The organism is Halodurantibacterium daqingense (assembly GCF_042666235.1).
Classification (GTDB): Bacteria; Pseudomonadota; Alphaproteobacteria; order Rhodobacterales; family Rhodobacteraceae; genus Halodurantibacterium; species Halodurantibacterium daqingensis.
In genome coordinates, this window is record NZ_JBHTFQ010000005.1 from 129,634 (window position 1) to 151,696 (window position 22,063).

The 22,063-nt window shown below is 68.1% G+C and carries 16 protein-coding genes and 2 pseudogenes; 13 read left to right on the top strand and 5 right to left on the bottom strand.

Features of this window, described 5'->3' with window-relative positions:
- Positions 1-4: 4 nt before the first annotated feature.
- The 13 genes and pseudogenes from ACFQXB_RS10445 to modC all read left to right on the top strand — a co-directional run bounded on the left by ACFQXB_RS10445 (position 5) and on the right by modC (position 16,385).
- Entirely contained in the window at positions 5-949 is a 945-nt protein-coding gene (locus tag ACFQXB_RS10445) for a nucleoside hydrolase (RefSeq protein WP_377403122.1), read from the top strand.
- A complete protein-coding gene (locus ACFQXB_RS10450; protein ID WP_377403124.1) occupies positions 946-2,712 on the top strand; it encodes an adenine deaminase in 1,767 nt (588 codons plus the stop codon). Before ACFQXB_RS10445 ends, ACFQXB_RS10450 begins: the two co-directional genes overlap by 4 nt.
- A gap of 530 nt (positions 2,713-3,242) precedes the next feature.
- Positions 3,243-4,673, top strand: coding sequence for a YfcC family protein (locus ACFQXB_RS10455; RefSeq protein WP_377403126.1), 1,431 nt, complete (start codon positions 3,243-3,245; stop codon positions 4,671-4,673).
- Between the two features lie 14 nt (positions 4,674-4,687).
- Entirely contained in the window at positions 4,688-5,914 is a 1,227-nt protein-coding gene (gene arcA, locus ACFQXB_RS10460) for an arginine deiminase (protein WP_449301245.1), read from the top strand.
- 10 nt (positions 5,915-5,924) lie between these two features.
- Positions 5,925-6,929 (top strand): ornithine carbamoyltransferase, encoded by a 1,005-nt coding sequence (argF, locus tag ACFQXB_RS10465; protein ID WP_377403128.1) that lies wholly within the window; start codon positions 5,925-5,927, stop codon positions 6,927-6,929.
- A 10-nt stretch (positions 6,930-6,939) separates the two neighbouring features.
- Positions 6,940-7,845, top strand: coding sequence for a carbamate kinase (locus ACFQXB_RS10470; RefSeq protein WP_449301246.1), 906 nt, complete (start codon positions 6,940-6,942; stop codon positions 7,843-7,845).
- Between the two features lie 82 nt (positions 7,846-7,927).
- On the top strand, positions 7,928-8,995 hold the full coding sequence (locus tag ACFQXB_RS10475; RefSeq protein WP_377403132.1) for an HlyD family secretion protein: 1,068 nt from the start codon (positions 7,928-7,930) through the stop codon (positions 8,993-8,995).
- Positions 8,992-10,575: pseudogene (locus tag ACFQXB_RS20310) on the top strand (ATP-binding cassette domain-containing protein); the annotation flags it as partial. The gene ACFQXB_RS10475 and the pseudogene ACFQXB_RS20310, both read left to right, overlap by 4 nt.
- 792 nt (positions 10,576-11,367) lie before the next feature.
- A pseudogene (locus ACFQXB_RS20315) lies at positions 11,368-12,399 on the top strand (ABC transporter permease); the annotation flags it as partial.
- Between the two features lie 4 nt (positions 12,400-12,403).
- A complete protein-coding gene (locus ACFQXB_RS10485) occupies positions 12,404-13,516 on the top strand; it encodes an ABC transporter permease (RefSeq protein ID WP_377403136.1) in 1,113 nt (370 codons plus the stop codon).
- A 288-nt stretch (positions 13,517-13,804) separates the two neighbouring features.
- A complete protein-coding gene (modA, locus tag ACFQXB_RS10490; RefSeq protein WP_377403138.1) occupies positions 13,805-14,584 on the top strand; it encodes a molybdate ABC transporter substrate-binding protein in 780 nt (259 codons plus the stop codon).
- Positions 14,584-15,294, top strand: a complete 711-nt coding sequence (gene modB / locus ACFQXB_RS10495; protein ID WP_377403641.1) for a molybdate ABC transporter permease subunit — start codon at positions 14,584-14,586, stop codon at positions 15,292-15,294. The genes modA and modB overlap by 1 nt, the downstream gene beginning before the upstream one ends.
- On the top strand, positions 15,291-16,385 hold the full coding sequence (modC, locus tag ACFQXB_RS10500; RefSeq protein WP_377403140.1) for a molybdenum ABC transporter ATP-binding protein: 1,095 nt from the start codon (positions 15,291-15,293) through the stop codon (positions 16,383-16,385). Before modB ends, modC begins: the two co-directional genes overlap by 4 nt.
- Here modC and ACFQXB_RS10505 read toward each other — a convergent pair.
- From ACFQXB_RS10505 to ACFQXB_RS10525, 5 genes are read right to left on the bottom strand one after another with little or no spacing between them, the layout of a single operon-like run.
- The gene (locus ACFQXB_RS10505) at positions 16,372-18,294 is read right to left on the bottom strand and encodes a molybdopterin biosynthesis protein (RefSeq protein WP_377403142.1); all 1,923 of its coding nucleotides are present in this window, start codon (positions 18,292-18,294) and stop codon (positions 16,372-16,374) included. The two genes, modC and ACFQXB_RS10505, sit on opposite strands and share 14 nt — an antisense overlap.
- 5 nt (positions 18,295-18,299) lie before the next feature.
- On the bottom strand, positions 18,300-19,331 hold the full coding sequence (locus ACFQXB_RS10510; protein ID WP_377403144.1) for a hypothetical protein: 1,032 nt from the start codon (positions 19,329-19,331) through the stop codon (positions 18,300-18,302).
- A 30-nt stretch (positions 19,332-19,361) separates the two neighbouring features.
- Positions 19,362-20,174 (bottom strand): substrate-binding domain-containing protein, encoded by an 813-nt coding sequence (locus ACFQXB_RS10515; protein ID WP_377403146.1) that lies wholly within the window; start codon positions 20,172-20,174, stop codon positions 19,362-19,364.
- Positions 20,175-20,190: 16 nt separating this feature from the next.
- Positions 20,191-20,925, bottom strand: a complete 735-nt coding sequence (locus tag ACFQXB_RS10520; protein ID WP_377403148.1) for an ATP-binding cassette domain-containing protein — start codon at positions 20,923-20,925, stop codon at positions 20,191-20,193.
- Positions 20,922-21,560 (bottom strand): ABC transporter permease, encoded by a 639-nt coding sequence (locus ACFQXB_RS10525; protein ID WP_377403644.1) that lies wholly within the window; start codon positions 21,558-21,560, stop codon positions 20,922-20,924. Before ACFQXB_RS10525 ends, ACFQXB_RS10520 begins: the two co-directional genes overlap by 4 nt.
- Positions 21,561-22,063: the final 503 nt, after the last annotated feature.

Here is a 22,063-nt window from a genome sequence, read left to right on the forward strand (position 1 = left end):
CGCCATGGGCACCGTCTGGATCGACAGCGACATGGGGTTCGACGACCTCGCCGCCGTGGCGATGGTCGTGGCCTCGGGGCGGGCGGTGGCGGGGCTTTCGCTGGTGGCGGGCAACAGCCCCCTGCCACGCGTGATCGCCAATGCCCGGGCGGCGGCGGCGCTGTTCGGCTGGGATTTCCCGCTTTACGGCGGCGCCTGCCGGCCCCTGATCGGGCCGCTGATCACGGCGGATTATGTGCTGGGTGACACCGGAATGCCCGGCGGCACCGCCCTGCCCGATGCGCCCCCCGGACCCGATCTGCCCAGGATGCTGCCGGCCCTGATCCGCTTTGCGGACAATGGCGGGCGCGATCTTCTGGCGCTTGGCCCGCTGACCAATATCGCAGCCTTCGCCCTTGCGCGGCCCGATCTGGCGCGGGGCATGCGGCTGATCTGGATGGGCGGGGCGCCGGGGCGGGGAAACCACTCGGCAGCGGCCGAGTTCAACGCCTTCGTCGATCCCGAAGCGGTGCAGCTGGTGATCGACGCGGGCGTGACGATCCGCATGGTCGGGCTTGATCCCTGCCGTCAGGTGACGGTGGGGCTGGCTGATGCGCAGGCGCTGGCCGCCCGGCCCGGCCCGCACGCGCCGCTGCTGGCGGGGCTGCTTGACGGCTACTGCCGGATTGCCGCCGATGGCCAGCGGCCCATGGCGCTCTATGATCCCGTTGCCGCCGCCGCGCTGATCGCGCCCGACAGCGTGACCTTCGCCCCCGCCCGGCTGGATTGCGAAACCACCGGCCGCCTGACCCGGGGCATGACCGTGATCGAATGGCGCGCCCACAAGGCCGCGCCGAATGCGCAGATCGCCACCGCCGCCGATGCGCCCCGGATCCGCGCTCTCTTCATGGCCGGGCTTGCCCATGCCGCGACAGGGGCCGCCCCCGCCCAGAAAGGACCCCCCGCATGACCCGCCCCGATCTTGATGATGCCGCCCTTCGCGATGTCGCCGTGGCCGCAGCTTGCGGGCGCGCGCCCTTCGACCTTCTGCTGACCGGGGGGCTTCTGGCCGACATGGCCACGGGCGAATTGCGCGAGGCCGATATCGGCCTTGTCGGGCCGCTGATCGCCTCGGTCCATCCACGCGGCAGCCGCAGCGATGCGGCGCGCAGCATCGCGCTTGAGGGGGCCGTGATCGCACCCGGCCTGATCGACATGCACATGCATATCGAAAGCTCGATGATGACGCCCCGCCGCTATGCCGAGGTGGTCGTGCCGCAGGGAACCACCACCGTCTGCTGGGATCCCCATGAGGTCGGCAATGTCGCGGGTCTGGACGGCGTTCGTTGGGCGGTCGCGGCAGCCGAGGGGCTGGATCTGCGGGTGCTGACGCTTGCCCCCTCCTGCGTGCCCTCGGCGCCGGGGCTGGAACGGGCGGGTGCCGATCTGGGCCCCGATGCCATGGCCGAGATGCTGTCCTGGCCCGGGATCCATGGCGTGGCCGAGGTGATGGACATGCGCGGCGTGCTGGACCGCAGCCCCCGGATGCGCGGCATCATCGATGCGGGGCTCGCCAGCGGCAAGCTCGTCTGCGGCCATGCCCGCGGGCTCTCTGGCGGCGATCTGCAGGGATTCGCCGCCGCCGGGATCGGCTCGGACCATGAAATCACCTCGGGCGAGGATATTCTTGAAAAGCTCCGCGCGGGCTTCACGGTCGAGCTGCGCGGATCGCATGACTATGTCCTGCCGGGCGTGGTGGCCGAGTTGATGGCCCTGCCCCGCGTGCCGCAGACGCTGACGCTGTGCACCGATGATGTCTTTCCCGACGATCTGGTGGAAAAGGGCGGGATGATCGATCTTCTGCGCCGGCTGGTGAGCTATGGCCTGCCCGCGATCGAGGCGCTGCGGGCCGCCACGCTCAATGCCGCGATGCGCTTGGGGCGGGCCGATCTGGGGCTGGTCGCGCCCGGACGGCGCGCCGATCTGATCGTGCTCGAGGATCTGCAGGGGCTCGCGGTGCGACGTGTCTTCGCTTCGGGGCGCGAGGTTGCGCGGGATGGCGTGGCCCTGGCCCCGGTGCAGACGGCCCCTGCCCCGGCCTTTGCGGGAACGGTGCGGGTGCCGGCGCTTTCGGCCGATGATTTCATCCTGCGGACCTCTGCACCCGATGGTGCCGGGGTCGAGGTGCAGACGATCTTCCGCCCGCGCTTCACGGAATGGCGCAGCCGGGTGCTCGGCGCGCAGGCGGGGCAACTGGTCCTGCCCGAGGACGTGCTGATGATGGCGGTGATCCACCGCCATGGGCTCGCCGCACCCACCCCCGTCCTGGGTCTTCTGGAGGACTGGGGCTGCTGGACCGGCGCGCTGGCAACGACCGTTGCCCATGACAGCCACAACCTGACCGTCTTCGGCCGCGATCCGGCCGATATGGCGGCGGCGGCCAATGCCCTCATCGGCTGCGACGGCGGCATGGCGGTGGCCAGGGGGGGCGCGGTCACGGCGCTGCTGCCGCTGCCGGTCGCGGGGCTTCTGTCGGATGCCCCCCCGGCCGAGATCGCGCGCGCCTTCCAGACGCTGCGCACCGCCGCCGACGCCATCGCCGACTGGGCGCCACCCTTGCGCACCTTCAAGGCGGTGGTCGGCGCAAGCCTTGCCTGCAACCCCGGCCCGCATGTGACCGACATGGGCCTTGCCTGCGGCACCACCGGCGAATTCCGCCCGCTGACCGCCTGATCCCGGGCACCCCGGCGGTGCGCCAGGAGCGTCTGCCACAAGCCAGCGGATCACGTACCCCGGTGCAACCGGTCCGACCCGGCGCACCGCCGGGGTGCCCCGGTCTGGCAAGACCCGTTCAGGTGCAAGTTCCGTGACCATCCGAGGCGGAACCGTCCGGCCGGGTACGGAGTGCAGGCCCCTATGACGAAGGCAGGCGCCCTGCACCGGAGCGCATGCGCGGGCAGTGCTGCGAGAGGCGGATCGTCTGCCATCGCAGGGAGGAGGCAGGGGGCAGAAACCGGCCAGCCCGGGACGACGCGGCGCCCGGCTGCACGACGCAGCCAACCCCCAGCGATGCGCAGTGCCGGAACCGGCATCGGCTCCGGGGCGATGATCCCCCGCGCCCCTGTCGCGCAGCATCCCGCCGGACCTCCGACCAGAAAAACCACGAGCGTTGACATGGATCAATGCCCCGTGACACGATCCGGGGCAGTCAGCATCATGTACGATCGCCGCGATTATTCGCTCAGTTTTCGGAGGATGAAGTGATGGACGACCATGAACCCCGCGCTGTGCGGCCGTTCAGATTTCCGACCGCCTTCACGATCCTGTTCGCCTTGATCATCCTGGTTGCCGCTCTGACCTGGATCATTCCGGCCGGCCAGTATGAACGCGCGCTCAACCCCGCGCTTGATCGCGATGTCCCCGTCGCCGGCACCTATGCCGAGGTCGAGCCCAATCCCCAGGGGCCGATCGACATTCTGATGGCGCCCATTGCCGGGCTTTATGATCCCGCCACCAACGAAGCCAATGCCATCGATGTCGCGGTCTTCGTTCTGATGATCGGCGGCTTCATCAGCGTCGTCAGCGCGACCGGGGCGATCAACGCCGGGATCGGCTGGGCGATGACGCGGCTTGAAGGCCGCGAGAAATGGATGATTCCGGTGCTGATGGGCGTCTTTGCCTTCGGCGGCACCACCTATGGCATGGCCGAGGAAACGCTGGCCTTCTACGGCCTCCTGATCCCGATCATGCTCGCCGCGCGCTATGATGCAGTGACGGCGGTGGCGATCATCCTTCTGGGCGCGGGCGTGGGTGTGCTCGGCTCGACCGTGAATGCCTTTGCAACCGTCATTGCCTCTGATGCGGCGGGCGTGCCCTTCACCCAGGGGCTCGGGCTCAGGCTGGTGATCCTGGCGCTCTGCTGGCTCGCCTCGGTGATCTATGTCATGCGCTATGCCGAAAAGGTGCGCAAGGATCCGACGAAATCGCTGGTCCATGACCTCAAGGCGGAGAACGAGGCGCATTTCCTGTCCGCCCACCAGGGCGAACGGGTCACCTTTACCGGCACCCACAAGGTGGTTCTGGCGCTTTTCGGTGCAAGCTTCCTGATCATGGTCTGGGGCGTGGTGGCCGGCGGCTGGTGGATGGGCGAGATGAGCGCCTTCTTCCTCGGCATGGCGATCCTGATCGGCATCGTTGCCCGCTCGGGCGAAAAGAACTTTGTCGAGGCCTTCGTGAACGGCGCGCGCGATCTTCTGGGCGTGGCGCTGATCATCGGCCTTGCCCGCGGCATCGTCGTGGTCATGGATGCCGGGCGCATCACCGACACCGTGCTGCACTGGGCCGAACTGTCGGTCGGCGGTCTGGGCGAGGTGGCCTTCATCAACGTGATGTACTGGCTGCAGGTGCTGATGTCGTTCTTCGTGCCCTCGTCCTCGGGGCTGGCGGTGCTGTCGATGCCGATCATGGCCCCGGTGGCGGATTTTGCCGGTGTCGGGCGCGATCTGGTGGTGACGGCCTATCAGTCGGCGAACGGGCTTGTGAACCTCATCAACCCGACCTTCGCGGTGGTGATGGGGGCGCTGGCCATCGGCCGCGTGCCCTATGAACGCTGGCTGCGCTTCATGTGGCCGCTTCTGGCGGTGCTCACCCTTATCATCATGGTCAGCCTCAGCCTCGCCACGCTGATCGCCTGAAGAAGGAGACCCCCGTGGCCCATGCTTACGGTGTCCATTCCGAAGTCGGCAAGCTGCGCCGCGTCATGGTCCATCGCCCCGGATCGGCGTTGGCGCGGCTGACGCCCTCGAACTGCCATGACCTGCTGTTCGACGATGTCATCTGGGTCAAGCAGGCCCGCGCCGATCACATGACCTTCGTCGATGCGATGCGCTATCGCGGCACCGAGGTGGTGTTTCTGCGCGATCTGCTGGTCGAAACCCTGCGCATCCCCGAGGCGCGCGCCTGGCTGCTGGACCGGCGGGTGAACGAGGATACGGTCGGCGTGGGGCTGGCCGATGATCTGCGCGCCCATCTGTCGGACATGGATGCCGACCCGCTGTCGCTGATCCTGCTGGGCGGCATGAGCCGCGCCGAACTGCCGCTGGAGGAAGGCGGACTTCTGGGCCGGGCGCTGCGCCCCGAGGATTTCATCCTGCCGCCGCTGCCGAACCACCTCTTTACCCGCGATACCACCTGCTGGATCTATGGCGGGGTCACGCTGAACCCGATGCGCTGGACGGCACGCCAGCTGGAAACCGTCAATATCGCCGCGATCTATCGCTTCCATCCCGATTTCCGCGACGCCGATTTCCAGGTCTGGTGGGGCGATCCCGATCACAACCACGGCCTTGCCACGCTGGAAGGCGGCGATGTCATGCCGATCGGCAACGGCACCGTGCTCGTGGGCATGGGCGAACGCACCACCGCGCAGGCGGTGGGCCAGCTGGCACGGGCCCTGTTCGCGCAGGGGGGCGCCGAGCGGGTCATTGCCTGCAAGCTGCCGGTCGAACGCGCCTCGATGCATCTCGATACGGTCTTCACCTTCTGCGACCGCGATCTGGTGACGGTCTTTTCCGGCGTGACCGAAGGCATCCAGGCCTATTCGATCCGCCCCGGCGACGCCTCCGGCACGCTGGACATCCGCGCGGAAAAGCACCCGCTGGTGCAGGTCGCCGCCGAGGCGCTTGGCCTGCGCAAGCTGCGGGTCGTGGAAAGCGGCGGCAATTCCTATGTGGCCGAGCGTGAACAATGGGATGACGGCAACAACGTCATCGCGCTCGAACCAGGCGTGGTGGTCGCCTATGACCGCAACACCTACACCAACACCCAGCTGCGCAAGGCGGGGATCGAGGTCATCACCATCCCCGGCGCCGAACTGGGCCGCGGTCGGGGCGGCGGCCATTGCATGACCTGCCCCCTGATCCGCGACCCCGTCTGAGGAGAAAGCCATGCCCGTCAATCTGCTGGGACGCAGCGTCCTGAAACTCATGGATTTCACGCCTGATGAAATCCGCTTCCTCCTGCGACTTGCGGCCTCGCTCAAGCAGGCCAAGTATGGCGGCTATGAACAGCAGCGCCTCAAGGGGCGCAACATCGCGCTGATCTTCGAGAAGGACAGCACCCGAACCCGCACCGGTTTCGAGGTGGCCGCCTATGATCAGGGCGCGCATGTCACCTATCTGGGGCCGACCGGCACGCAGATCGGCAAGAAGGAATCGATGAAGGATACCGCCCGCGTCCTGGGCCGGGTCTATGACGCCATCGAATATCGCGGCTTCGGTCAGGACAATGCCGAGGCGCTGGCGGAATGGTCGGGCGTGCCGGTCTACAACGGGCTGACCGACGAGTTCCACCCGACGCAGATCCTTGCCGACTTCCTGACCATGCGCGAATTCACCCGCAAGCATCTGTCGCAGCTGTCGTTCTGCTTTCTGGGCGATGCCGGCAACAACATGGGCAATTCGCTTCTGGAGGGTGCGGCGCTGATCGGCATGGACGTGCGCCTTGGCGCTCCGAAGGAATGCTGGCCCGATGCAGATCTTGTCGCGCGCTGCCGCGACATCGCCACCACCACCGGCGCCCGGATCACCCTGACCGAAGACCCGGTCGAGGCCGCGCGTGGCTGCGATTTCGTCTATACCGATGTCTGGGTCTCGATGGGCGAACCCGATGCGGTCTGGGCCAGCCGGATCAAGCAGCTCACCCCCTATCGCGTCACCCGCGCGATCATGGAGGCCACGGGCAATCCGCATGCGAAGTTCATGCATTGCCTCCCCGCCTTCCACAACCGCGAGACCGAGATCGGCGAGAAGATCTTCCAGCAATATGGCATCGACTGCATGGAAGTGACGGAAGAAGTGTTCGAATCCCCCGCCTCGGTCGTCTTCGATCAGGCGGAGAACCGGATGCACACGATCAAGGCGCTGCTGGTGGCCACGCTGGGCGGGGCCTGATCCGTTGCGGGTGGTGGTGGCCCTTGGCGGCAACGCGCTTCTGCAACGGGGCGAACCGATGACCCCCGAGGCGCAGCGCGCCAATGTGCGCCGGGCGGCCCTTGCGCTCGCGGATCTGGCGCGCGATCATGACATCATCGTCGCGCATGGCAATGGTCCGCAGGTGGGGCTTCTGGCGCTGCAGGCAGCGGCCTACAGCAGCGAAACGCTCTGGCCGCTGGATATTCTCGGCGCCGAAAGCGTGGGCATGATCGGCTACCTGGTGGAACAGGAACTTGCCAATGCCTTGCCCGCCGGCGCGCGGCTGGCAACGCTTCTGACCCAGATCGAGGTCGATCCCGATGATCCGGCCTTCGCCCACCCCGAAAAGCCGATCGGCCCGCTTTATGACACGGCGGCAGCGCATAAGGCCCGCACCGATCAGGGCTGGCCGATGGTCGAGGAACGCCCCGGCCAGTGGCGGCGCGTCGTGCCCTCGCCCCTGCCGAAACGCATCCCCCAGATCGCGGCGCTGCGGCTTCTGGCCGAGGCCGGCGTGACGGTGATCTGCGCCGGCGGCGGCGGCATTCCGGTGGTGCGCGATGCCGCGGGCCAGCTTGCCGGGATCGAGGCGGTGATCGACAAGGATCGCGCCGCGGGACTTCTGGCCGAAGAGCTTGAGGCCGAGGCCTTCCTGATGCTGACCGATGTCGATGCCGTCTATCGCGACTGGGGCACAACCACGCAAGCAGCGATCCGCAGCGCCGCGCCGGGCGATCTGAACCCGGCCGATTTCCCGCCCGGCTCCATGGCGCCCAAGGTCGGCGCGGCCTGCGCCTTTGCCGCGCGGAACGGCCGGATCGCGGGGATCGGGCGGCTGGAAGATGCCCGCGCGATCCTCGAGGGCCGCGCAGGCACCCGGATTGCCCGGACATGAGCGCGCTTCGGGAAGGGCCACAGCCCCGCGCCCCTGGCACAGACCGGCCGGCCCCGCGACACATCCCGTCAGGATTCTGATCATGCCGAGACTTCCCTCTAAAGCCCTTCTGCCGCTGGTGCTTCTGCTCGGGGCGGCGCTTGCCTATCTCGCTTGGCAATCGCTGCAGACCGGCGGCCTGCCCGCCGGCTTTGCCCAGGGCAATGGCCGGATCGAGGCGACCGAGATCGACGTGGCGGCGTTGACGGGCGGACGCATCGCCCGGATCACCGCGAAGGAAGGCAGCTTCGTGCATGCTGGGGATGTGCTGGTGCAGATGGATGTCGTGCAGCTGAACGCCCAGAAACGTCAGGCCGAGGCACAGCTGCGCCGGGCGCGCATCGGCGTGGAAACCGCAACCGCGCTTGTCACCCAGGCCGAGGCGCAGGAACGCGCCGCCCTTGCCCAGGTCGATCAGGCGACGGCGGCGGCCGATGCGGCAGCCCAAAGGCTTGTCCGGTCCGAACAGCTTGCCCGCAGCAGCGCCATTTCGCAGCAGGTTCTGGATGATGACCGGGCGCGCGACCGTCAGGCCAGGGCCGGCGTCGCCTCGGCCGAGGCCAGCCATGCGGCGGCACTGGCCGGGATCAGCTCGGCCCAGGCGCAGGTCGTCGATGCCGAAGCCGCGGTCGAGGCGGCGGCCGCCTCGATCGACGCCATTCAGGCCTCGATCGACGATGCCACGCTCAGGGCCACCCGCGATGGCCGGATCCAGTATCTGATCGCCCAGGAGGGCGAGATCGTGGCCTCGGGCGGTCGGATCCTGAATCTCGTCGATCTCGGCGATGTCTACATGACCTTCTTCCTGCCCACCTCGCAGGCCGGACGGGTGCAGGTGGGCGCCGAGGTGCGCCTCGTGCTCGATGCGGCACAGGCCTATGTGATCCCGGCCACCGTGTCCTATGTCGCGGATGTGGCCCAGTTCACGCCCAAGACCGTCGAAACCGCCGATGAACGCGAAAAGCTGATGTTCCGCATCCGCGCCCGGGTCGATCCCGATCTGCTGCACCGCTACATCGACTATGTGAAGATCGGCCTGCCGGGCATGGCCTATGTCCGCCTTGACCCCGGGGCCGACTGGCCCGCCTTCCTGGCCGATGTGGTCAGATGACCGGCACCGCATCCGCCCCGGGCGCGGCATCGGTCGCCAGCGTTTCGGCGCTGGTGCTGCGCTATGGCAAGACCACCGCGCTTCAGGATGTGACGCTTGACCTGCCCGCCGGCCGCATGGTCGGGCTGATCGGCCCGGACGGGGTGGGCAAATCCAGCCTGCTGTCGCTTCTCGCCGGCGCCCGCCGCCTGCAAGAGGGCGAGGTGCAGGTTCTGGGTGGCGACATGCGCGACAAGGCGCATCGTGCCCGCCTCTGCCCGCGCATCGCCTACATGCCGCAGGGGCTGGGCCGCAACCTCTATCCGACCCTCTCGGTCGAGGAGAACCTGCATTTCTTCGGCGCGCTTTTCGGCCATGACCGGGCCGAACGGGAGCATCGGATCACCGATCTTCTGGCCGCGACCGGCATGTCCGCCTTCCGCGCCCGCCCGGCGGCCAAGCTTTCGGGCGGGATGAAGCAGAAACTCGGCCTGTGCTGCGCGCTGATCCATGATCCCGATTTCCTGATCCTCGACGAACCCACGACGGGCGTCGATCCGCTGTCGCGCCGGCAGTTCTGGGATCTGATCGACACGATCCGCAGCGCCCGCCCGGGCATGAGCGTCGTCACCGCCACCGCCTATATGGAGGAAGCCGCGCGCTTTGACTGGCTGGTGGCGATGAACGCGGGCCGGGTGCTTGCCACCGGCACCCCCGCCGATCTTCTGGCCCGCACCGGCGCGGCCGATCTGGATGCGGCCTTCATCGCGCTGCTGCCCGAAGAGGATCGCGGCGGCGACACGGCGATGGTGATCCCGCCGCGCGACCCTGCCCCCCGCGACATCGCGATAGAGGCCGAGAGCCTCACCCAGCGCTTCGGGGATTTCGTGGCGGTGGACAATGTCAGCTTCCGCATTCCCCGGGGCGAGATCTTCGGCTTCCTCGGCTCGAACGGCTGCGGCAAGACCACGACGATGAAGATGCTGACCGGGCTTCTGGAACCCTCCGAGGGCCGCGCAAGGCTTTTCGGCCAGCCGGTCGATGCCTCCGACATGGCGGTCCGGCGCCGGGTCGGCTTCATGTCGCAGGCCTTTTCGCTCTATTCCGAACTGACGGTGCGGCAGAACCTTGACCTGCACGCGCGGCTGTTCGCGATGGCACCCGCGGCCATTCCCGCCCGCATCGCCGAGATGATCGCGCGCTTCGATCTGGCCGAGGTGACCGAGGCCCTGCCCGAGGCGCTGCCCCTGGGCATCCGCCAGCGTCTCTCGCTTGCCGTCGCGATGATCCACGGCCCCGAGATTCTGATCCTCGACGAACCGACCTCGGGCGTCGATCCGGTGGCGCGCAACGCCTTCTGGCGGATTCTGGCGGAGCTGTCGCGCAAGGATGGGGTGACGATCTTCGTCTCGACCCATTTCATGAACGAGGCGGAATGGTGCGACCGGATCTCGCTGATGCATGCCGGCCGGGTGCTGATCACCGACACCGCCGACGCGATCATGCGCGCGCGCGGCTGCACCACGCTGGAAGACGCCTTCATCGACTGCCTCGAGGAAGCGATGGGCGACACCGGTCCATCCACCCCCAGGCGCCCCGCCGCCGTCACCCCCGGCCCTCATCGCGGCCCCGATGCCGTTCAGAACCCCACCACTGGCTCCAGCCTGGCCGCGGCCCCTGCCCCCGATCCTGAACACGGTCCTGAACACGGTCCTGCCGCCCACGCCGGTGCGGCCACGGATCCCGCCATTCCCCCGGCACCCGGCCCGGATCCCGGCGGCGCAGCCCTTCCCGCGCCCGGCACCCCCGACGAACCGGCCACAGAACCAACCGCCAAACCAGCCATCGAACCGACCCAGGATGCGGAAGGCCGCCCCGCCGCACGCCCTGGCGCCCTGCCCGCCACCACGGCTGACCCGGGCCCCGGCGCCGACGCAGCAGGTGATGCGCGCCCGGACCCGGCCTCTGACGCGACATCGGGCCCAGCGTCTGACCCGGCGTCTGGCCCGGCGCATGACAGGGCGGTCGGCCGGGCAACTGCCCCGCTATCCGGTCTGATACCTTACCCAGCGAATGACCCTCCATCCGGCCCGGTGCCTGACACAGGATCCGCCCCCGGATCGCGCCCTGTCTCTGACCCGCTGTCGGATCCCCGGGCCACCCTGTCCCCCGCTGCCCCCCGCGCCAGCACCCCGTCTGCCCGCCGCGTCGCGGCCGCCAACGCGGCCAGTGTGGCCAGCGCGTCCGGCAGCCCATCGTCCACCCCCCCTGCCCCGCCCGCGGGCAAGGCCGTCTCGGGCTTCAGCCTGCGCCGCCTGCTCAGCTATTCCCGGCTTGAAACCCTGCAGTTGCGGCGCGATCCGATCCGGCTCACCATGGCGCTGATCGGCTCGCTCTTGCTGATGGTGGTGATCGGCTTCGGCATCAACATGGATGTCGAGGATCTGTCCTTCGCCGTGCTTGACCGCGACCAGACCACCACCAGCCGCGATTACATCCAGGACATCGCCGGCTCGCGCTATTTCAACGAACATCCGCCGCTGTCGGGCTATGCCGACATGGATGCGCGGATGCGCTCGGGCGAGCTGAGCCTTGTGATCGAGATCCCGCCCGGCTTTGCCGCCGATATCGCGCGCGGCCGCGATGTGCAGGTCGGCGCCTGGTTCGACGGCGCCATGCCGATGCGCGCCAATACCGTCCAGGGCTATGTCCAGGGCATGCATGCCGACTGGGTGCTGCGCAAGGCGCGCGAAACCTATGGCGCGGCCGCCACCGCAGGCAGTTTCGAACTTGTCAGCCGCTACCGCTACAATCCCGATGTGCGCAGCATCGTGGCCATGGTGCCGGCGGTGATCCTGCTGCTTCTGCTGATGATCCCGGCGATCCTGACCACCCTGTCGGTCGCGCGGGAAAAGGAGCTGGGCTCGATCATCAATTTCTACGTCACCCCGGTGACGCGGCTGGAATTCCTGATCGGCAAGCAACTGCCCTATGTGGCGCTTGGCATGCTCAACTTCTTCCTGATGATGGCGATGGCGGTGTTCTTCTTCGGCGTGCCGTTTTCCGGCAGCTTCGCCGGGCTGACGCTTGCGGCGCTGGTCTATGTCGGGGCGACCACGGCGCTGGGGCTGCTTGTGTCGGTGTTCATCGCCAGCCAGGTTGCCGCGCTTTTTGCGACGGCGCTGCTGACGATGATCCCGGCGGTGTCCTATTCCGGGCTGATCGACCCGGTCTCGTCGCTCTCGGGCCTTGGCCGCGCGATCGGCGAGGTCTATCCGACCACCTGGTTCGTGGTGGCCGCCCGCGGCGCCTTTTCCAAGGCCTTCGGCCTGGCCGATCTGGTCCACCCGATCCTGGCGATGGGCCTCGCGGTGCCGGTGATCCTGGGCATCGCCGCGCTGTCGCTGCGCAAACAGGCAAGGTAGCCGCATGAACCTCAGGAATGTCGGAAACCTCGGGATCAAGGAATTGCGCGGCCTCTTGCGCGACCCGATCATGCTGGTGCTGATCGTCTATTCCTTCTCGCTCTCGATCTGGACCTCCTCCAATGCCTCGCCCGAGGCGCTGACCCGCGCCGCGATCTCGATCGTTGACGAAGACCGCTCGCAGCTGTCGTCGCGCATCGGTGGGGCCTTCTACCCGCCCTATTTCGTGCCGCCGAACATGATCACCACGACCGAGATGGACAGCCGGATGGACGCGGGCCTCGATACCTTCGCGCTGAACATCCCGCCCGATTTCGAACGCGACGTGCTGGCGGGCCGGCGCCCGGCGATCCAGCTGAACATCGATGCCACCCGGATGAGCCAGGCCTTCACCGGCGCGGGCTATATCCAGCAGATCGTCAGCGCGGAAGTGTCGGAATATGTCGCCGGGCATCGGGCTGAAGCCGCGCTGCCGGTGGGGCTGGCACTGCGTGCGCGCTACAACCCGGCGCTTGATCCGAAATGGTTCGGCGCGATTACCTCGGTGATCCAGTCGATCACGATGCTGTCGCTGGTGCTGACCGGGGCGGCGCTGATCCGCGAAAAGGAACATGGAACGGTCGAACATCTGCTGGTCATGCCGGTGACGGCGGCCGAGATCATGCTGTCGAAGATCTGGTCGATGGGCGGCGTGGTGCTGCTGGGCTCGGGCTTCGCGCTTCTGGTGGTGGTGCAGGGGCTGATGGCGGTGCCGGTGGCGGGCTCGGTCTGGCTGTTCATGGCCGGGACGCTGCTGATGCTGTTCGCGATGACGGCGCTGGGGGTCTTCATGGCCACGATCGCCGGCACCATGCCGCAATTCGCGCTGCTGATGATGCTGGTCCTTCTGCCGCTTCAGCTTCTTTCCGGGGCGATGACCCCGCGGGACTCAATGCCCGAGATCATCCAGACCCTCATGCTTGCGGCCCCGAACACCCATTTCATCATCCTGTCGCAGGGCATCCTGTTCCGGGGCGCCGGGCTTGGCACGGTCTGGCCGCAATTCGTTGCCCTTCTGGCGATCGGGCTGGTACTGTTCTGGCTTGCGCTGCGCCGCTTCCGGCAGTTCCTGCAATAGGGCGGGCGACAGCGCTCAGAACGCCCGTCTGCTGCCGACTGACGGCATGGAGTGTGGTGCGGTCGCCGGCAAGAGCGTCTGTTCTGTCGGCGGAGCCGAGCCGGCCTCGCCCGCCTCATCGCCATGATGACCGCGCGCTGGTCCGTCGGAAGCCGCCCCCCGGCGCGTCGGGCAGAACCCTGTCGGCGGGGCAACGCCAGGTCGCGGTTCCCGTCGCTCCGATTATCACTTGTGGCTCGGCGGGACTCTCTGCGATAGGATCGCGTGATCATTCCGGGAGGAGTTGTAATGATCCGCCCCCCCATGCGGCCTATCCTGCTTGCTGCGCTGCCGGCGCTTGCGCTGAGCGTTCTGCCCGCGCGTGCCGGCGCAGAAGGGATTCTGGTCTTTGCCGCCTCAAGCCTGACAAATGCGCTGAACGGCGTCGCTGATGCCTGGACGCGCAGGACCGGCCACCCTGTCGTCATCTCCTATGCGGGGTCCTCGGCTTTGGCGCGGCAGATCCAGGAGGGTGCGCCTGCGGATGTCTTCCTCTCGGCGAGCGGCGACTGGATGGATGCGCTCGAGGCTTCGGGCGATCTGCGGACCGGCACGCGCCGGGACATTCTTGGCAACCGGCTGGTGCTGATCGCCCATGGCCGAAGCGCCGAGGAAGTGAGCATCGACGAAAACCTGGATCTGGCAGGGCTGCTTGGCGGCGGTCGGCTGTCAGTGGCGCTGATCGAGGCGGTGCCGGCGGGTATCTACGCCAGGGACGCGCTCGAAAACCTCGGCCTCTGGGATCAGGTGGCGCCGCTTGTCGTGCAATCGGACAATGTGCGCGCGGCGCTATCCTTCGTGGCCCGGAATGAGGCGCCGCTGGGCATCGTCTATGCCACTGATGCGGCGGCCGAGGATAATGTCACTGTCATCGGCACCTTTCCGGAAGAAAGCCACGACCCGATCGTCTATCCTGCCGCGATCCCTGCGCAAAGCGAAAGCCCGGATGCCCAGGCCTTCCTCGACTTCCTGGTCTCGCAAGAGGCGCGCAGCATCTGGCGCGGGTTCGGCTTCAGCATCGTCGAGTGATGGGAGGCGACTGGGCAAACTGGCTCGGCCCGGCCGAGTGGCAGGCGGTGCGGCTCAGCCTGCGCGTGTCGTTCTGGGCAACGCTGGTCAGCCTGCCCTTCGGCATCCTTGTCGCCTATGCCTTGGCACGCTGGCGCTTTCCGGGGCGGCAGATCCTCAATGGGTTGGTGCATCTGCCGCTGATCCTTCCGCCGGTCGTCACCGGATATCTGCTGTTGATCGTCCTTGGCAGGCGCGGATGGCTCGGCCCGTTTCTCGAGCAGTGGTTCGGGATCGTGCTGTCGTTCCGCTGGACAGGCGCAGCGGTGGCGGCAGCGGTGATGGCCTTCCCGCTCATGGTGCGGGCAATCCGGCTCGCAATCGAGGCGGTGGACCCGAAGCTGGAGGCCGCAGCCGGCACGCTGGGCGCCTCGCGGACCTGGGTGTTCCTGACAGTCACGCTGCCGCTGATCCTGCCGGGCATCATCGCCGGGGCGGTGCTGGCCTTTGCCAAGGCGATGGGCGAGTTCGGTGCAACGATCACCTTCGTCTCGAACATTCCCGGCCAGACGCAGACGATCCCCTCGGCGATCCATGCCTTCCTGCAGGTGCCCGGCGGGCAGGATGCGGCAAGCCGTCTGGTCATCGTCGCGATCATCATCGCCATGGCGGCGCTGCTGGTTTCGGAATATGCGGCGCGGCGGGTTGCAAGGGCGGTTTCGGGATCATGAACCTTGGCCTGTCCGTCCAGCATCGTCTGCCCGGTTTCACGCTTGATGTGCGTGCCGAGGCACCGCCGGGGCTGACGGTGCTTTTCGGCCCGTCGGGTTCCGGCAAGACGACGTTGATCAACGCGGTCGCGGGCCTTCTGCGCCCCGACAGGGGCCACATCACGGTTGGCGATTGGGTGCTTCTGGACAGTGCGACGGGGCAGTTTCTGCCACCACACCGGCGGCGCATCGGGTATATCTTCCAGGAGGGGCGGTTGTTCCCGCATCTGAACGTGCGCCAGAACCTGCTCTATGGCCGCTGGTTCGCGCCGCGTGACGCGCGCGGCGAAAGCCTGGGCCGGGTAGTGGAGATGCTGGGCATCGGCCATTTGCTGACACGCCGCCCCGGCGCCCTTTCGGGTGGCGAAAAGCAGCGTGTCGCCATCGGCCGGGCGCTTCTGGCGGGGCCAAGGCTGATCCTTGCCGATGAGCCGCTCGCTGCGCTGGATGAGGCGCGCAAGGCCGAGATCCTGCCCTATTTCGAACGGCTGCGCGACGAGGTGTCGGTGCCGATCCTCTATGTCAGCCATTCACTGGCCGAAGTGGCGCGCTTGGCGACCACGGTGATTGCGCTGCGGGACGGACGGGTTGTGGCGGTCGGGACTCCGGGGCAGGTGCTGGGCGATGCGGGCGCCGTCGGCGCGCGGGATGCGGCCTCGGTTCTGACGGCCCGGGTCGTCGCGCATCATGACGACGGGCTGAGCGAACTGGCGACTGCGGCCGGACCGCTTCTTCTGCCGCAAGTCGCGGCCCCGCCGGGGGCGATCCTGCGGGTGCGGATTGCCGCAAGCGACGTGATCCTCGCGCGCGAGGCCCCGCGCGGCCTGTCATCGCTCAACATCCTGTCAGGCATCATCGCAGAAATTCGTCCGGGGATGGGGCCGGGGGCGCTGGTGACGCTGGCGGTCGGAAACGAACGTCTTATTGCGCGCATCACCCGACGGTCCGTCGCCGCCCTGGCGCTGGAGCCGGGACAGCCCTGTCACGCGATCCTGAAGTCCGTCGCCGTCCCCCCCGAGGATGTGGGCGGAGGGCCGCTCAGCCCGGAGTGAAACCGCCGCGACGGATGTCCGGGGCGCTTTCCGTCAGCGCCGCCTCGAACGCGGCGATGGCCTCGGGGTCGCGGGGTTCCTGCCAGACGGCGAAATCGTAATGCTCGTCGGCGACGGGCAGGAAGCCCAGCCCCATCGCCTCGGCCACCGGGCGGATCGCCATGCCCCAGTCGGCGCGGCCTTGGGCGACGCTCGCCGCCACCGCATTGTGCGATGCGGGCTGGTTCCAGTAGCCGGGCGGGCGCGCGCCCTTCAGGAGCCGGTCCATCAGCAGCCGCGTGCCCGATCCCTGGTTGCGGTTGACAAGAATCGCATCGGGATCGGCCAGCAGCGCCGCCAGAGCTTCGTCAAGCGTGCGGCCTTCGATGCGTGTATCGCCGGGGCGGAACAGCAGCCCCTGCATCCGCCGCCAACCCGGGATCAGCCGCATCCCCTGCGCAAGAAACGGGCGGTTGTAAAGGCCGCTGTCAGGATCCAGAAGGTGAATGGGCGCGATGTCGCATTCGCGCCGGCGCAGCGCCGCCAGCCCGCCCTGCGACCCGGTTGCAAGGATCCGCGCCCTCAGCCCCTGATCGGCAAGCCTGCCGACCACCGCATCCAGACCCACGCAATGGCTGCCGACAACGGCCAGCGCAGGCGGGGCGGCCGCGGGGCCGAACAGGGTCACCTCCGCCTCGGTCCCCGCTGGCAGACTCTCGGCCAGGGCGGGCACCGTCAGGAACCCGTCGGATTGCGCAAAGGCCGTCACGGCGCCCGACCCCTTGGAGACGGGATGCGCCACCAGCCCCTCGGGCCCCTCGGTCAGGGCGACCATCGCGAATTCCGTTCGTCCCAGTTCCGAGGTCAGCCGCACCGGCAGGCGCGCCGCCACCCGCGCCGTGCTGCGCGGGGGAAGGCCCGCCAGTCTGCGCAGCGCCGGGGCGACCAGTTCGTGAAAGGTGAACATGGCCGAGGTCGGAAAGCCGGGCAGCACCACCACCGGCTTGCCCGCACAGACTGCAAGGCACAGCGGTTTGCCAGGCTTCAGCGCCACCCCATGAGCGACGATTCCCGGCGATCCAAGCCCGGCGATCACCGCCACGGTCAGATCGCCCGCGCCCTTCGACGTGCCGCCCGAAAGGATCAGCGCGTCATGCGCGGCAAAAGCCGCCTGAACCGCCGCGGTCATCGCCTCGGCCTTGTCCGGGACGGCACCCAGGTGCACCGCCTCGCAGCCGTTTTCTCGCAGCGCAGCTACAATGACCGGTCCGTTGGAGTCATAGACCGCAGCCGGCCGCAGGGGCTGGCCCGGTTGCACCAGTTCATCCCCCGTCGACAGGACCGCGACGCGCGGGCGGCGCCAGACCGCCGCATGGTCAAGGCCCACTGCCGCCAGCATCGCGATCTCGCGCGCGCCGATCACGGTTCCCTTGCGCAGCAGGGTCTGGCCCAAGGCGATATCGGATCCGGCAAAGGCGACGTGAGAGCCGGGCGCAACGGCACGGGCGACGGCGATCTGCGCGCCCTCGGGTTCGGTATGTTCGATCATCACCACCGCATCGGCGCCGCGCGGCAGCGGACCCCCGGTCGCAATGGGCGTGGCGGTTCCGGGGGCCACCGCAAGCCGGGGTGCAGTGCCACAGGCGATGGTTTCGGGATTGAGTCCAAGGCGCACCGGTTCCGCGCCCGAGGCCTCGAACAGGTCCGCGGCGCGTACCGCAAACCCATCCACCGTCGATCGGTCGAAGGGCGGGGCATCGACGGGCGCCGCAATGTCTTGCGCCAGAACCCGGCCCGACAGATGATCCAGCGCGACCTCTTCGATCCCCAGTGGTGCCGGGTTCAGCGCGGCAAGAAAGGCAGCCTCGGCTGCATCGCGGGACAGGATCCGCAGGAACTGGTGCTGGGCCATCGGGGTCGTGGTGGGCATGGGCATCATCCGAACAAGTGGGCGATCGGCTGCGCTGCAAGCAGCCTATCAGCGGGCAATCCTTCGCTGTCGGGGGGAAGAAGTGCAAAGGCAGTTGCAGAGGCAAGGCCGGCCAGCGTCACCGTTCCGACCGGTTGCGGGTGCCAGGAACCGCCCTCGCCGCCCAGAAGCAGCAGCTCGGTCAGTCCGACGGTTGATACGACCTTGCGCGAAAGCGGCCGTGTCTGCAGCGCCAACGATACCCCCGCAAGCGCCGTCATTGCCGGCAGCGCCAACCCCAGAAGGGCCGCAACGGCCTGATCGAACCGCGCCGGCACCTCCAGCACGAGGCCCGAGCCGTCCTTGCCCAACCAGGCGGTTTCGGCCGGGCTGAACGCGAGCCGTGGCCGATGGTCCCGGGCGGGCCGCAGCGAAAGGTGGGGGTCCGTATCGGTGGTAACTGCCCCCAGACCCCGAAGCAAGGCGCTGGCAAAGGCCTCCAGCCGCGCATCCTCAAGCGCGACGTGCAGCCGCGGGCGCCGTACCGGAACCGTTTCGACGCCGGCCAGTCGCGCCACCAGCCGCGCACGGGGGCACAGGCGCAGGCCCGCGCGCAGGATCGTGTCGCCGCGGCGCCCGTCATGGCCGCTGCGGCGCACCCCTTCGCCGGGAACAACCGGTCGGATCGCCTCGGCCAGCCCCGCCGTCGCGTCGGTTCCATCCTGCGGCAGTACCGCATCCGCGCCTGCGGGCAATGCCTCCCCGGGCACCACAATCGACGCCGCGCCCAGCGGCACCGGGTTTCCTGCGCCCGCCCCCACGAGATCAAGCGCCGCCACCGCATAGCCCGCCCGCAGCGCCTCCGCGGTGACGGGATGGTCGCACGGCAGCAGGATGTCCTCGGCCAGAACAAGGCCTTGGGCAGCCGCAAGCCCCAGCATCTCGGCCGGGACGGGTGCGGTGCCGTGCAGTGCCTGCGCAAGGCAGGTCTCGAGGGGCGTGAGGCTGACCATGCACGGCAGGTAAACCGACTGCCGCGCAAAGGCAACGGCCGCCACTCGCAAAGCGCCGGGGCCGCGGGGCTCCTGTCACTCGGCGTTGGGGAAGAACAGCTGTTCGCCCTTTACCCTGTAGGAAGCGATCGCTGCCTGACCTGCGGCAGAAATGATCCAGTCGATGAACGCCTGGCCTTCGACAGCCTTCACATGAGGGTGCCGTTCGGGGTTGACCAGGATGATGCCATAGGGGTTGAACAGCATCGGATCCCCATCGAAGAGGAGTGCAAGCGGGCCGCGGTTTTCGAAGGAAAGCCAGGTGCCGCGATCGGCCAGCGCATAGGCCGGCACCTGCGCCGCAATGTTGAGCGTGGCGCCCATGCCCGAACCCGTGGACAGATACCAGGTCCCCGCAGGGGCGAGCCCTGCCGCCTGCCAAAGCGCCATCTCCGCGACATGGGTGCCGCTGTCATCCCCGCGCGAGGCAAAGGGAGCTTCGGCCGCGGCAATTGCCGCCATGGCATCCGGGGCTGTATCTGCGGCACCGACGCCTGCCGGGTCCCCGATCGGGCCGACGATGACGAAATCGTTATACATCACGTCGAAGCGCTGCAGGCCGTGACCCTCGGCCACGAACTGCTCCTCCTGGGGACGGGCATGGACAAGCACCACATCGGCATCCCCGCGCCGCCCCGTTTCCAGCGCCTGGCCCGTGCCTTGCGCCACGACGCGCACCTCGATCCCGCTGTCCCGCAGGAACAGCGGCAGGATATGCGCGAAGAGGCCGGAATTCTCGGTCGAGGTCGTCGAGGCGAGGGTAATGAACGTCTGCGCGGCAGCGGGCAAGGCGCTCAGCAGAGCCAGCGCAGCGGCGGCAGGCAGGATGAAGCGGCGGCGGGATGTCATGGCTCTCGTCTTTCGGTTACCAGATCAGATCGCCCGCAAGGAAGGCGCGGGCCTCGGGCGTCGCGGGCCCGGCGAAGAAATGTGCTGCGGGCTGATGCTCGATCAATCGGCCGCAGTGCAGAAAGGCCACCTCCTGCGCAAGGCGCCGCGCCTGGCCCAGATCGTGGGTGGTCATCACGATGGTGATCCCCTCGGCCGAGAAGGCCTCGATCATCTCCTCGATGATCCGCGTGGCAGAGGGATCAAGCGCAGAAGTCGGCTCGTCCAGAAACAGCACCTGCGGCTTCATCGCCCAGGCCCGCGCCAGGGCCAGACGCTGCTGTTCGCCCCCAGACAGCCGGCGCGCGGGGCGGTCGGAAAGCGGCTGCAGGCCGAAGCGCTGAAGCGTCTGGATGACCAGCCGCTGCCGCTCGGCGCGGCCGAGGCCCTGCAGGAACAGCGGATAGTCGATATTGGCCGCGACGGTCCGGCGCAGCAGGACTGGGCGCTGGAACACCATTGCCTGCGCCGCTACCCGGGCGCTGCCGTCTGCCCAGAGCCGCAGGCCGGATGTCGGTTCGATCAGCCCGTGGCACAGACGCAGGAACAGGCTTTTGCCGGCGCCGTTCGGCCCCATCACCACAAGCCGGCGCCCGGCCTCGATGCTGATCGTGATATCCGACAGAAGCGGCCTGCCCGCGGCAGCATGCCCCGCGCGCACAAGCCGCAAGGGCAGGATCGGATGTCGCGCCGGTTTGCGGGCGGCGATCATCCCAGACGGTCCCGCGCCCATTGTCCGGCGCCCCATGCGGCGGCGTTCAGCGCCAGTGTCAGGGCCAGCAGGATGATCCCCAGCGCCACGGCCAGGCCAAGGTTGCCGCGGCTCGTTTCCAGCGTGATCGCCGTGGTCATCGTCCGCGTGTGTCCGGCGATGTTGCCGCCCACGATCAGCACGGCACCGACCTCGGCCGAGGCGCGGCCGAAACCGGCAAGAACCCCCGTCAGCAGGCTGACGCGGCCGTCCCACAGCAGCGTCGGCACCGCCCGAAGCCGGCTTGCGCCCAGGCTTCGCAGCTGTTCGCTGTATTCGGCCCAGAGATCCTCGGTCACCGAGCGGGTGAGCGACACGACGATCGGCAGGATCAGAAGCGTCTGCGCGACGATCATGGCCGTCGGGGTGAACAGGAGTGCAAGCGACCCCAGAGGCCCGGACCGCGACAGCACCAGGTAAACCGCCAGCCCCGCCACCACCGGCGGCAGCCCCATCAGCGCATTGAACAGGACGATCACCGCGCCCCGTCCCGGAAAGCGCGTCAGCGCCAGCGCGGCGCCCAAAGGCAGGCCGATCACGCAGGCGATCCCTACCGCGCTGAGGGTGACACGCAGGCTGAGCCCGATGATCTGCATCAGGGCCGCATCGCCGCGCGCGATCAGGAAGAAGGCTGTCGTGAAGGGGTCGCCCACAAGAATCCTCGTCGTTGCGCCGCGATAAGAACATGATTCAGAAACGCAGGCAAACATGTATGAAACGCAGGATAATGCATCAAAACAGCGTGGTGCGAGGCCGATTACCGAGGCCCGCGCCGCAGATCCCGGGCAGATGATGGTTGCTGTCGACCAAAAGCAGTCCCGACCGTCCCAAGGAGGAAGGAGGATCGGCTTTTCTTCCAAGAAGGCTCTTGCGGCTGCATCTTTGGGCAACCCGGACATCGGCCGATCACGCCGCCCGTAGCCGCGATATCCCGCCCCAGCCCGAACGAACGTCTTTCCCCAGTTGATGCATCGGGATGCGGCACCCCGCTCCGGCGGGTGACCTGGATATGGCTGAAGCGCGCGGCATGATCAAACGGCGGTCCGACAACAGAGCGAACAGGCAATCCGCGCGATACTGCATGTCATTTCCACGGCTG

Excerpts from the sequence above, each read along its gene's own strand:
- ACFQXB_RS10450 (WP_377403124.1), top strand. The coding sequence starts at position 946 with ATGACCCGCCCCGATCTTGATGATGCCGCCCTTCGCGATGTCGCCGTG.
- ACFQXB_RS10445 (WP_377403122.1), top strand. The coding sequence starts at position 5 with ATGGGCACCGTCTGGATCGACAGCGACATGGGGTTCGACGACCTCGCC.
- ACFQXB_RS10505 (WP_377403142.1), bottom strand. The coding sequence starts at position 18,294 with ATGCCCACCACGACCCCGATGGCCCAGCACCAGTTCCTGCGGATCCTG.
- ACFQXB_RS10520 (WP_377403148.1), bottom strand. The coding sequence starts at position 20,925 with ATGATCGCCGCCCGCAAACCGGCGCGACATCCGATCCTGCCCTTGCGG.
- ACFQXB_RS10455 (WP_377403126.1), top strand. The coding sequence starts at position 3,243 with ATGGACGACCATGAACCCCGCGCTGTGCGGCCGTTCAGATTTCCGACC.
- ACFQXB_RS10525 (WP_377403644.1), bottom strand. The coding sequence starts at position 21,560 with ATGCAGATCATCGGGCTCAGCCTGCGTGTCACCCTCAGCGCGGTAGGG.
- ACFQXB_RS10515 (WP_377403146.1), bottom strand. The coding sequence starts at position 20,174 with ATGACATCCCGCCGCCGCTTCATCCTGCCTGCCGCCGCTGCGCTGGCT.
- ACFQXB_RS10475 (WP_377403132.1), top strand. The coding sequence starts at position 7,928 with ATGCCGAGACTTCCCTCTAAAGCCCTTCTGCCGCTGGTGCTTCTGCTC.
- ACFQXB_RS10485 (WP_377403136.1), top strand. The coding sequence starts at position 12,404 with ATGAACCTCAGGAATGTCGGAAACCTCGGGATCAAGGAATTGCGCGGC.
- modC (WP_377403140.1), top strand. The coding sequence starts at position 15,291 with ATGAACCTTGGCCTGTCCGTCCAGCATCGTCTGCCCGGTTTCACGCTT.
- argF (WP_377403128.1), top strand. The coding sequence starts at position 5,925 with ATGCCCGTCAATCTGCTGGGACGCAGCGTCCTGAAACTCATGGATTTC.
- modA (WP_377403138.1), top strand. The coding sequence starts at position 13,805 with ATGATCCGCCCCCCCATGCGGCCTATCCTGCTTGCTGCGCTGCCGGCG.
- modB (WP_377403641.1), top strand. The coding sequence starts at position 14,584 with ATGGGAGGCGACTGGGCAAACTGGCTCGGCCCGGCCGAGTGGCAGGCG.